Origin of the sequence: Paludisphaera rhizosphaerae (genome assembly GCF_011065895.1) — a bacterium.
Taxonomy (GTDB): domain Bacteria; phylum Planctomycetota; class Planctomycetia; order Isosphaerales; family Isosphaeraceae; genus Paludisphaera; species Paludisphaera rhizosphaerae.
The window spans coordinates 64,442-76,480 of sequence record NZ_JAALCR010000009.1 but is presented as its reverse complement, the minus strand read 5'-3'; the positions used below and the strand labels follow the sequence as shown (position 1 = coordinate 76,480).

Sequence of the window (12,039 nt, the reverse complement as noted above, 5' to 3'; positions counted from 1 at the left end):
CACCATGAACCCTGACGTCGATCTACGACCCGCGAATCCCGACGTCCCCCCGGCCGGCGAGCCGTCGCCTCCGCCAAGGCGTCCCCGCCGCCGACTGCAGGCCCTGCTGGCGCTGCTCGCGATGGGCTTCGCGGTGTCCCAGTTCATCCAGCTCGACCGGACGACCGTCAGCCGGCTGGGCTCCTGGGCCGAGAGCCTGTACGACACCTTCCACATCCCAGATCCGGACGCCCCCAGCGCGGCGGCCGAGCGGTTCAAAGAGGAGGTGCGAGCCCTCGGCGGCTCGGTCACCATTCAGGTCGTGAGGCCGGGATTGCTCGGCTTCATCGGTCGCGCTGAGACCTACGAGGCCCGGTTCGAAGGCCCGAAGTACGACGATGCGGCGCTGGCTCGCCTCGCCGCTTCGTACGGCTCCCGAATCTCCGCCCTCTGGTTACACCAGACGAGCATTACGGACGACGGCCTCCGTCACCTGGAGGGCATGACGAACCTCAGTCACCTGGGGATCTACTACTACCCCCCAGGTCGTGGCTGGCCGATCCTTCAACCGAAGATCTCGGACGCGGGACTGGCCCACCTGGCGAAACTCCCCCAGCTCCACAGTCTGGACCTGCATAACGTACCGATCACCGACGCAGGCCTGGCGGTCGTCAAGAATCTGCCCAGCCTTTCTTCACTCATGCTCACGAGGACCGAAATCCAGGGCCCGGGCCTCGTGCATCTGCAATCGCATCCCACCCTGTCCAGCCTGTACATCAGCGGCGACATGCTGACCGACGACGGTTTAAAAGCCCTGGCCGGCGTGACTTCCCTTCAGTCCCTCACGCTCCAGGACGTCACGCTGCCTCCCGAGCAACTCCCGCTGCTGCTGAAGCTCCCCCGCCTGACAAACCTGAGCCTCCAGGGCTGCGGCCTCCTCGACGTGGAAGTGGACGCCCTCCGAAAGGCCAGGCCGTCGCTCAAGATCCAGAACTGAACCGTGTCCTCGGTCAACGATCCATGAACCCCGACGCCCCTTCAACCGACGACCTGCCACCGCCGAAGCATTCCAGCCGTCGCCTGAAAGTGCTGCTGACGGTGAACGCCCTCGGCCTCATGCTGTTCGCGTTCCTCCAACTGGACCGATCCACGATCACTCGGCTCGGCCCCTGGGCGGAGAGCCTTTACGACGCCTTCCACAACTACGACCCGTCCGCCCCCAGCGCAGCCGCCAAACGGTTCAAGGCCGAGGTCAAGTCGTTGAGAGGCATGCCGATCGTGACGATCGTCCGCCCCGGATTTTTGGGACGGATTGGTCGAGTCGAGAACTGCGACGCAGTCTTCCGAGGCCCGAAGTACGACGGCTCGATGCTGCACCATCTCGCGGATTCGTCCGGCGGTCAGTTGCATCGTCTGGAGATCGACAACACCAATGTCACAGATCCCGCACTCCAATCCTTGCAGCAGATGCCCAACCTGCGGGAACTCGTGATCCGCTGCGCCCAACCCGCCCGGGGACAACCCGAAACTTGGACGACGATCTCCGACGCCGGTCTCGTCCATGTGGGAAAGCTCCCTCGACTCCAGAGCCTCTATCTCGACGGCTCACCGATCACCGACGCCGGACTGGCGTCGATCCAGGACCTGACCGAGCTGGAATCGCTTTACCTCCTCCGGACCGAGATTCGCGGCCCAGGACTGGCGCAGTTGAAAGCACTCCCGTATTTGAAAACCCTCCACCTGGACGACGCGCCGCTGACCGACGACGGCCTGAAGGCCCTCGCCGGCGCGACCTCACTCGAGGACCTTTCGATCAACGGCGTCGCGCTGACGGCTGGACGGCTTCCCTACCTGCTCGCGATCCCCCGCCTGAAACAACTCCAACTCTCCGGCTCGGGACTTCTCGACGAAGAGCTGAAGGCTCTGAAACAGGCCAATCCCATGCTCAAGATCATCGGTCGATGAACTTCGCATCGAGTCGCGGTCGTCAACGCGGGATCACCGGCAGGATGATCCGGCTGGGATGATCGACGTCGTGGAAAATGGTCTGCGAGGCGACCTGCGTCAGGCGGTGGCGGTTGAGGGGCTCGCCGGTGTTGGGGTTCACGTCGAACCGGGGGAAGTTGGAGCTGGAGACGTCGACGCGGATCCGGTGGCCCTTCTTGAAGACGTTGGAGGTCGGGTAGAGCTTGATGGTGAACTCGTAGGGCTTGCCCGGCTCCATGAGCTTCTCTTCCTTCAAGGACTCGCGGAACCGGCCGCGGATGATGCCGTCGCCGATGTTCAGGTCGAAGCCCCCCGGCCACGAGGCGCTCGGCGGATGGACGTCGATCAGCTTGGCCGTGAAGTCGGTGTCGACGGCCGAGCTGGAGGCGAAGAGCTTCACCTCGATCTCGCCGGTGACTTCCGTGTCGGCGGCCAGCGGCTCGGTCTGGAAGACCAGCACGTCGTTGCGGGCCGAGAGAGGAATCGGCGCGGTGAAGTTCCAGACGTGCGGGCCCCCCTTCTGGTTCCATGCGCCTTGAAGCAGGATGTCGTCGCCCGAGGAGATGTTGCCGCCGATCGTCGGGACCGGGTTCCGGGGGTCGAACTGGAATTGGGTCGATTCCGAGGGGACGGTGGAACGGTCGGTGTCGAGCCGGCCGTCGCGATGCAGGTAGTAGTCGGTGTATCGCGTCCGGGCCAGGGGCCATTCGTGTTCGTCGCGCCAGGAGCCGCCGTGGTTGAGGCGGCCCTTGTCGTCCTTGCCGCCGTCGCCGGTCCCCATGACGAAGATCCGGACGGGGGTCGCGAACGGGGCCGACTTGCCGATGCTGTTCTCGACGCCCTTCAGCCAGTGGTCGTACCACTCCTTCCGCCAGGCCATTTCGTCGGCGATCGCCGAGTCCGAGCCGAAGTTCACCTGCCCATGCCAGGACGCCGCCTGTCGGCCGTGGATCCAGGGGCCCATGATCAGATAGACCGGGCTGTGCAGCGTCCGGCTGAGGGCCCGGTAGTTCCCCGTCGTGCTCGCCCCCCACGAATCGTACCAGCCGCCGACGAGGTAGACGGGGACGTCCTTGTAACGCTCGGGAGCGTCGATGATGTTGTTCTGCGACCAGAACGCGGTGTTCCCGCCGTGCTCCATCGCCGACACGAGCCAGTCCTCATACTCCGTGGCGAGGTGCAGCGGCGTCGCCCCGCGTCGCGTGGGGAGGTTGGCGAGGTACGCGAACCGCTGGGATGACAATTCCTTGAGCACGGACTCGGTCCCGGGGTCGTGGCCGGCGCGGCTGCCTCGGCCGGCGTTGAGGAAGATCCAGTTCCAGAACCGCATCTCGAACGCCCCGGCGTTCCGCAGGCCGTGGCGGCCGATGTTCGACATGGCGTCCACGGGGATGACCGTCGCCAGCCCCGGCGCGTCGAGCATCGCCATCGCGTGCTGGGTGCCGCCGACGTATGACGTGCCGATCATCCCGATCTTGCCGTTCGACCACGACTGACCGAGAATCCACTTCGCGCAGTCGATCCCGTCGGGCCCGTCGTCGACGAGCATGCGCCAGACGCCCTCCGACTTGTACCGACCTCGCGTGTCCTGCGCCACCAGGACGTACCCGTTGGCGGCGAAGTAGTTCCCGATCCCCTGCGAACCGTCCTTGTTGTAAGGGAGCCGGGTCAGGATGACGGGGAACGAGCCGTCGAGCGGCTTCCCGTCCTTCGCGGGGTGATAAACGTCCGTGGCGAGCCGGACGCCGTCGCGCATGGGGACCATCACGTTCTTCTCGACGGCGACCGCGCCCGCGGCCCCCACCGGCGCCTGCGCCGAGGCGGAACCAGCCAGACCGATCCAGATCAACACACCGAGGATCGTGATCCGATTCATCTTCTTCCTCCCATGAGCCGTCCGGGGTCGGTCCACAGTAGAATCCGGCTCTCGTCTCGATGCAAGCAGGCGGCCGTCTCGCACTGGCGCGGCGAGAAGGTCTCCGAACCGAGTACAATCCGACTGACCGAATCAGGCCCCGATCTCCCGCCGGGCTCCTCGCGGTTCCTCCCATACGGAAGCCATGATGCCGAATTCGACCGCCCGCCGCGGAAACGCGGCGACCGATCTGCCCGTCTCCCTGGTCCTGGGATTCATCGCCGTCGTCCTCTTCTTCGCGCTCGGCGGGCTCCTGTCTTATTTGAACATTCAAAAGATCGTGACCGCCTTTGAGGCGACCACGCAGACGCACGTCGCTCTGACCAGGCTTAACGATCTCCTCTCGCTCGTAAAGGACGCCGAGACCGGCCAGCGCGGGTTCGTCATCACGGGAGACGATCGCTACCTGGAGCCGTACAATCGCGCCCTCTCGCAGATCGATCCCACGCTCCAGGACGTTGAGACGCACCTGAGCGATTCCCTCTTCAAGACCGAACGAATCGCCGCCCTGAAAGAAAGCGTTGCGGCGAAGCTGAACGAGCTTGGCGAGACCATCCAGGTCCGCCGCACGGAGGGCTTCGACGCCGCCCGCAAGATCGTGGCGACCGATCACGGCAAGGAGGCGATGGACGCCATCCGCAACGGAATGCGTCAGCTCGAGGGAGACGAGCGTCGCGCCCGCAACGATCGCATGGAAGAAGCCGGCGGCGCCTTCAAGATGGCGGTGGGGAGCGGGATCCTCAGCGCCCTGCTGGGCGTCGCCTTGTCGGCCGCCTTGTGGCTCTTCCTCCGCAGAACCGCACTGGCCCAGCGCCGCCGGGAGTGGCTCCAGAAGGGGACGGTGGGCCTCAGTACCGCCCTGGCCGGCGACCAGCAGCCCAACCAGATCGGCGAGAACGCATTGAAGTTCCTCGCCGAATATCTCGGCGCGCAGGCTGGCGCGTTCTTCGCCCGGGCTGGAAACGGCTTCAATCGGATCGCCGCGTACGGCGTGCCGACCGACGGCGCCGTCCCCGAGCGCGTCGAGGCGGGCGACGGTCTGCTATGGCAGGCGGCCAGGGACGACCGGGCCTTCGTTCTCGACAACGTCCCCGAAGGCTATCTGACGATCGGAACCGGACTCGGCCGATCGAAGCCGGGGCATCTCGTCATCTCACCCGTGAAATCCGAAAGCGGCGTGGCCGGCCTGATCGAGCTCGGCAACCTCCACACGATGGGGCCGCTGTCGAGCGAGCTCCTCTCCACAAACTCGGATTTCATCGCCCGAGCCCTGAGGGCGGCCGACTACCGATTGCACCTTCAAAACCTGCTGGAAGAAACCCAGCGCCAGGCGGAGGAGCTTCAAGCTCAGGCGGAAGAGCTGCGGGTCTCGAACGAGGAGCTTGACGAGCAGAGCCGCGCCCTCAAAGAATCGCAGTCCCAGCTCGAACTGCAACAGGCGGAGCTTGAACAGGTCAACGTGCAGCTTGAGGAGCAGACGCGGACGCTCGAAGACCAGCGCGACGGTCTCGCCCGGGCGCGGGGGTCGCTGGAACTCCGGACTCGCGAACTCGAACAGGCGAGCCGCTACAAGTCCGACTTCCTGGCCAACATGTCGCACGAGCTTCGGACCCCGCTCAACTCGTCGCTCATCCTCGCCAAGCTCCTCTCCGACAACCCGGGCGGACGTCTGAGCGATGAGGAAGTGCAGTACGCTCGGACCATCCAGTCGGCCGGCAACGACCTGCTGAATCTCATCAACGACATCCTCGACCTCTCCAAGATCGAGGCCGGCCGCATGGACGTCCGGCCCGAGCCCGTCGCGATCGCCGACCTTCTTGGAGGTCTGTCGCGTACCTTCGGCCCAGTGGCGGACGAGAAGGGAATCACCTTCTCGACGAAGATCGCCCCCGACTGCCCTGAGGAGATCCAGACCGACAGGCAACGTTTTGAACAGGTGCTCAAAAACCTTCTCTCGAATGCGTTCAAGTTTACCGAGCGCGGCGAGGTCAAGCTTGTGGTTGCGACCGACGCCAAGGGTCGGATCGGCTTCACGGTCGAGGACACCGGAATCGGCATCGCCGCCGATCAGCAAGAGGTGATCTTCGAGGCCTTCCACCAGGCCGACGGCACGACCAACCGAAAGTACGGCGGCACCGGCCTGGGGCTCTCCATTTCACGCGAGTTGGCGAGGCTTCTCGGCGGATCGATCAAGCTGGACAGCCAGCCGGGCCGCGGCAGTTCGTTCACGGTGACGATCCCGGCGACCTACGACCCGAGCTTCGTCGCGCCCCGGATGATCGACAAGGCGCCGCCCCGCGCCGTACTGAGCGACGCAGTCCCCGACGCCTCCGTCGATCAGCCCCGACGCCCGGTCGAGGCTGCTCCATCGTCGCCCATCGCTCCAAGGCGAATCGACGACGACCGAGAGCGCCTCAATGGCAACGGCCGCGTCATCCTGGTGGTCGAGGACGACGAGGCCTTCGCGAGAATCCTCTACGACCTGGCCCGGGAGCTGGACTTCCAGTGCCTGGTCGCGGCGACGGCCGAGGAAGCGGTGGCGGTGGCCGTTCAGTATCTCCCCAGCGCCATCGTGCTCGACGTCGGCCTTCCCGACCAGTCGGGGCTCACCGTGCTCGACCGCCTCAAGCACGACGCCCGCACAAGGCACATCCCCGTCCACGTCGTCTCCGGCGGCGACTACGCACAGACGGCGCTCTCGTTGGGCGCGGTCGGCTACATGCTCAAGCCGGTCAAGCGGGATGAGTTGATCCAGGCCCTCGGCGGCCTGGAGAGGCGGTTCTCTCGTCGAATGCGCCGGGTGCTCGTGGTCGAGGACGACGCCGTTCAGCTCGACAGCGTCCGCAAACTCCTGGGCACCCACGACGTCGAGACCGTCGGCGTCCGGAGCGCTGCGGAATGCCTCGCCCGGCTCAAGGAGGAGACGTTCGACTGCATGGTCCTGGACCTCTCGTTGCCGGACGCCTCGGGATACTCGCTGCTGGAGACGCTGAGCCGTGAGGACGCCTACTCGTTCCCGCCGGTCATCGTCTACACCGGGCGCGAGTTGACGGCCGAGCAGGAACAGACGCTCCGTCGCTATTCGAAGTCGATCATCATCAAGGGCGCCAAGTCCCCCGAACGGCTGCTGGACGAGGTGACGCTCTTCCTCCACCAGGTCGTGGCCGACCTTCCTCCGGAACAGCAGCGGATGCTCGAACGGGCCCAGAGCCGCGACGCCGCGCTCGAGGGCAAGCGAGTCCTGATCGTGGAGGACGACGTCCGCAACGTCTTCGCGCTCACCAGCGTCCTGGAGCGCCGGGGCTCGATCGTGCAGATCGCCCGCAACGGCCGCGAGTCGCTGGAAGCCCTGGAAACGTCCGGGGCCGATCCCGCGCTCCGGATCGACCTGGTCCTCATGGACGTCATGATGCCGGAGATGGACGGCCTCACCGCCGTCCGCGAGATCCGCAAGCGGAACGAGTGGAAATATCTCCCCATCATCATGCTGACCGCCAAGGCCATGCCCGACGATCAGGAGAAATGCATCTCCGCCGGAGCCAACGACTACATGGCCAAGCCCCTCGACGTTGAGAAGCTCCTCTCCCTGGTCCGCGTCTGGATGCCGAGGTAATCCCGGACGGAGGATCACGGCGATGTCCCAGATCGAGGTCCTTCGCGACGGCTCCTTCCGCAACGACGCCCATCTGCGGCGCCAGATCCACGATGTCGCCTCGGGGAGCTTCACCCACGACGACGCCCGCCTGGACGGGGAGATCGACCGGCTCGGCACCCTTTACCTCTCGCAAGACCGGCGGGGCGACTTGCAGGGCTTCTTCCTGGTCAACTACGAGTCGCTCGAGATCGACGGCCGGGAACTCCCGGTCCTCTACCTGGGCGTCTGCGCCCCCCGGCCGGACGTGAAGGGGACCGGCAAGGTCGTCCGCCTCATCCAGCAGTCCATCCGTGACGCCCAACAGTGGGAGGACGCCAACGGCCGAAAACTGATCGTCTGGGCGACGACGATGAATCCGTTCGTCTACCTCTGCGCGCGAAAGCTGTTCGCCGACACGCAACCCTATCCCGACGGCACATTCACGGCGGAGAAACAGCGGATCGCCCAGGCCGTCGCCAGCCGGATCGGAGCCGATCTCCCCGCCGAGGCCCACCCCTTCATCCTCCCTCGCCATGCCCCTTCCATCCGCCTGGCCGACGACGAAATCCGCAGGATCGCCACCGCCTGTGCCCGCCGGCCCATCTCCCTCCTCGATCGCTTCGGAGTCGACGAAGTCCAGGGAGATCGACTGCTGCTGGTCATGGAGATTCCGGCAAGGCCTCGAGAGGCTGAGCTCGAGAGCAAATCGAAGGCAAGGAGTCTCACGATGCCCGATCCTGCGCATCGGAGACTCGCCGAAGCAGCCGAAAGTGCCGAGCGGATTGATGCTCTGAAAGATTCGCTCGAAGACATGAAGTCGGGCCGAGTCGCTCCGACCGAGGAGATGCTCGCCGACATGCAGCGGATTCTCGAAGCCAAGAAGCGGCCATGACCGACCGGATCGTCCGCCATACCTCACTGGGCCTGTCGAGCCTTGCAGCGGTTTACTCTGATTTAGCCCTTTCGATCGGAGGCGTGGCATTCGTCGCTCTGCAGCCAAACGGGGATCGGTCGGCCTGATCGACAAGCCCCCACGACGGACTTTAAGGGTTACAACGCGCCTACCCCGCCTTATCTGGCATCCAATCGCGAACAAAAATAGCGTACATGAACCATGGTGACTTAGGGAGAGCGGGGGTCTTCCACTCGACTCGGGTCGAGATGATCTCGAAGTTAGCGCCAACCGAGGTGCGCTAATGGTTGGACGGAATCATGTGATGGCTCGATCAACACGGTCGGAATCGGCCCGAGATCATCTTGGAGTTCAGCGGTGCAGCAGCCGGCCGCAAGCACGCAAGTATCAAGCCACGCATTTGAAATCAGCGTGCGACCTTCGCTTCTCACACGATCATGCAAGCGTAACCATGGCACCCAGGTTCGCCAAATTGCCACGGGAGTTCGGCGTTCGGACATCGAGAACGGGACGAACAAAGCCAATCTTCGGGCCCTAAGTTTTCGACGCAACCAACTTATGCTAATCGCTTTGCGACCTGTGCAATCTCCCTCACGGCTCGACGATCAAAGCCAATCGGACCCAGGGCCTGGCAGAAGAAGCTGGAGGCGATGGCCTCTTGTGACGATGTTAAGGATTAGTCGGACTGGGGCGATCGCGGGTCGTGCCGCGGGCGGACGCCGATTCGGGGCGTTCGCCTTCCCAGGCAGGGGCGTTTGGTGTAGCCTCCGGACCTCAAACGCGGTCGTCGGCAACGACGCCGCCGGGGGACCGGGCGACCTTAAACCGATCGCCTGGGGTCCTCCCGTCAGCAGTCTGCCTCACTTTCGTCGTCTTGAGCGAGGTGCATGGATGCACGAGCCGAAGGGACGATACCTTTCGCCGACCGGCCCGCGAGGGTTTATCGGCGACCTGGTCCACTTCGCCCACAAGATCCCCTCAGCACCGGTGAGCCGGGCGTTCGACGTCTCAGCGCTGGCCGGGCCGAGGGTCCGGCACCCGCTGCGCCCGTCGTGGTCGTGCCTCTTCATGAAGGCGTACGCGCTGGTCGGTGCTGAGCACTCGCCCCTGAGGCGCTCCTATCTGGAGTTCCCCTGGCCGCGGATCTACGAACACCCCTGGATGAACTGCGCGCTGGCCGTCGAACGCCAGTACATGGGGGAGGAGGGCGTCTTCGTCGGCCTCTTCCGGGCGCCCGAGCGGCAGACCATCGCCCAGCTCCAGGAGGCGTTGCTGTTCTACAAGAACAAGCCCCTGGAAGAGGTGGGCTTCTTCCGACAGGCCCTGCGGTTCAGCCGCGTCCCCAGGCCGGTGCGCCGGTTCCTGTGGTGGAGCACGCTGAACATCTCAGGCTTCAAGCGGTGCAAACGGTTCGGCACGTTCGGCCTGAGCACCTACGGAGCGCTCGGGGCGGAGCAGATCCACCCGATCTCCCCCCTGACGACCACCCTGACCTACGGCCCGATCGACCCTGTGGCCGGCAAGGTGATGGTCAAGCTGATCTACGACCATCGAGTCCTCGACGGCGCGTTCGTCGCGCGTCGGCTGGTGGACATCGAGGAAGCGCTCAACGGCCCGATCCTCCGCGAACTGCTGGAGGGCGCCGCCGAGCCGATCCACAAACCTCATGTTGGAACGTCGCCGGCGCTCGCCCCCCGACCCGATTGAACCTCGGGCCGGGGGACCAGGTTTCCGCCGTCAGAGGATCGGCTCGTCCTTGTCGGTCGTGATCCGAACGTCCAGCCGGCTCATCAGCCTCTTGAGAGCCTCTTCCTTCGAGTTGATGAACAGCACGTTGTCGAGGATCAGCGCCTTGTCGACGTTCGGGACCCGCAGCACCAGCCGCCCCGCGCCCAGCATCATGAACTCCAGGACGTCGGGGATCTCCTTGTCGAACTTCAGGTTCATCGTCGGGAACCGCTCCAGGTCGGAGAGGGGCCCGTGGTGGTGCAGGATCTCGTTCGGCAGAACCTCCCAGTAGTCCAGCCATCGAGTGATGTAGACGATCACCAGCACGGTTAGAACCACCAGCGCGTACATCAGGTAGAACCCGGCGTTGGCGAACACGTAGATCTCCGCCAGCATCGCATTGATCGGCCTCAGCAGGTCGAGGTCGAAGAACGCCCCCAGCCACAAGATGAAGAACGTCCCGAAGAGGATCGCCAGGATGATCCCGATCAACTCGAACCTCGGGAAGTCCAGCCCCATGACGACCAGGTTGAACGCCAGGACCGTCAGAAAGAGAACCCCCAGCAAGTTCTGGGGAGTGTTGAACCGCTCCCGGTGAGTGATCGGGGCTGGAGTGCCGGGCGCTGTGGTGGTCGTGGTCGTGGTGGTCGCAGGAGCGTTGGGGTCGGCGACCGCCTTCTGGACGACGCCGTGCTCGTGGGGTTCGCTGGGGTCGTAGAGCTTCTCCCGCAGCATGTACATCCCGAGGGCGCAAAACAGGGCGACGATGGCCGACGGGAAAATGTAGATGACCTTGGGCCACATGAAAATCTTGATCCCCTTCTCACCGCTGCTTCGCGGCTTCGTCGAGACTGGGGACTCGGGATTCTTCGCGTCTGTTGACATGACGTGGACTCTCCATGCGGCAAGATCGCGGGACGCCGGTCCGGCCGCGCCGGGCCCCCGGCGGAGACCGACCGAAGATCGTAACGCCCGGCCGCGTCAGGGTAAAGACACAGCCTCTGCCCTGGATCAGCCGCCGGAACGACCTCGCCCCGACCCGGATCCGGGCCCGAGGGGTCTTCGTCGTCAAGGCCCCGGATCTTACGCCGACCCCCAGGGTTTCCCTCCTGGACCATTGCGAATCCCATGCCCTCCGCCCACTTCCCGTCCGCATTCAATCAAGAATGCGCGGCCGCCCATTGCGACGCGAACTTTTCAATACTAGGCTTAATGGACGATTCGGTCCTGCCGAACCATTCCTTCCTGTTCCGCTCCCGAGAGGTCGCCCCCATGTCGAATCTGATCCGGAAGTCGACGGCCGCCGCGGCCGGCGCGGTGCTGATGACCTTCACGCTGGCCTCCCTGGCCCCCACCATCGGCGCGCAGGAAGCGCCCAAGAGCACCAAGGCCAAGAAATCCGCGGGAAAGACCGCGAAGTCCGATGAGGAAGCCCGTCCCGGCCCCCCCGACGCCACCCATCGCGTCCCGGCGTATTTCGGCGGCCTGGGCCTCTCCGACGAGCAGAAGGAAGCCATCTACGCCGTCGCCGCCAAGTACCAGCCCCAGATCCAGGACCTGGAGAAAAAGGCCGACGCCCTCCGCGACCGCCAGCTCGTCGAGAGCGAGAACATCCTGACCGCCCCCCAGAAGAAAGCCCTCGTCGAAGCCCGAAAAGCCGCCGCCGAGCGCCGCAAGTCCGCACGCAAGGCCGAACCCGAAGCCCAAGCCGAGGAAAAGGCCGAGCCCGAATCCAAGAAGGCCGAGCCCAAGACCCGCAAGCCCGCCGCCATCGACTGAACCGCAACAGCCTCGGACCGCGCCCTCCTCGGCGCGGTCCGAAACACCCTCCCCGCCAACGAGCCGATGACCGGCTCCACGTCGCTTCCTCGACCCAATTCTACT

Annotated in this window: 8 protein-coding genes; 6 read left to right on the top strand and 2 right to left on the bottom strand. The window is 65.0% G+C overall.

All coding sequences use genetic code 11. The features are described from left to right. The first annotated feature begins 4 nt into the window (after positions 1-4). Positions 5-976, top strand: a complete 972-nt coding sequence (locus tag G5C50_RS13385; RefSeq protein ID WP_165070095.1) for a leucine-rich repeat domain-containing protein — start codon at positions 5-7, stop codon at positions 974-976. A gap of 23 nt (positions 977-999) precedes the next feature. Further along, positions 1,000-1,944 (top strand): leucine-rich repeat domain-containing protein, encoded by a 945-nt coding sequence (locus G5C50_RS13380; RefSeq protein WP_165070092.1) that lies wholly within the window; start codon positions 1,000-1,002, stop codon positions 1,942-1,944. A gap of 22 nt (positions 1,945-1,966) precedes the next feature. On the opposite strand, the gene G5C50_RS13375 is transcribed toward G5C50_RS13380, so the two are convergent. Next, on the bottom strand, positions 1,967-3,841 hold the full coding sequence (locus G5C50_RS13375; RefSeq protein ID WP_165070090.1) for a CocE/NonD family hydrolase: 1,875 nt from the start codon (positions 3,839-3,841) through the stop codon (positions 1,967-1,969). A gap of 184 nt (positions 3,842-4,025) precedes the next feature. Between G5C50_RS13375 and G5C50_RS13370 the strand changes: the two genes are divergently transcribed. The 3 genes from G5C50_RS13370 (at position 4,026) to G5C50_RS13360 (ending at position 10,134) form a co-directional block, all read left to right on the top strand. Beyond that, on the top strand, positions 4,026-7,493 hold the full coding sequence (locus G5C50_RS13370) for a response regulator (RefSeq protein WP_407673544.1): 3,468 nt from the start codon (positions 4,026-4,028) through the stop codon (positions 7,491-7,493). 22 nt (positions 7,494-7,515) lie between these two features. After that, the gene (locus G5C50_RS13365; protein WP_165070084.1) at positions 7,516-8,406 is read left to right on the top strand and encodes a hypothetical protein; all 891 of its coding nucleotides are present in this window, start codon (positions 7,516-7,518) and stop codon (positions 8,404-8,406) included. Between the two features lie 912 nt (positions 8,407-9,318). Continuing rightward, complete coding sequence (locus tag G5C50_RS13360; RefSeq protein ID WP_206107686.1) at positions 9,319-10,134, top strand: hypothetical protein; 816 nt, start codon at positions 9,319-9,321, stop codon at positions 10,132-10,134. A gap of 30 nt (positions 10,135-10,164) precedes the next feature. Here the strand turns inward: G5C50_RS13360 and G5C50_RS13355 are convergent, their stop codons facing one another. Beyond that, positions 10,165-11,040 carry a hypothetical protein gene (locus G5C50_RS13355; RefSeq protein ID WP_165070082.1) on the bottom strand — a complete coding sequence of 292 codons (876 nt, stop codon included), beginning with the start codon at positions 11,038-11,040 and terminating at the stop codon, positions 10,165-10,167. Between the two features lie 387 nt (positions 11,041-11,427). Here G5C50_RS13355 and G5C50_RS13350 point away from each other — a divergent pair, with 387 nt between their 5' ends. Continuing rightward, on the top strand, positions 11,428-11,934 hold the full coding sequence (locus G5C50_RS13350; protein WP_165070079.1) for a hypothetical protein: 507 nt from the start codon (positions 11,428-11,430) through the stop codon (positions 11,932-11,934). Positions 11,935-12,039: the final 105 nt, after the last annotated feature.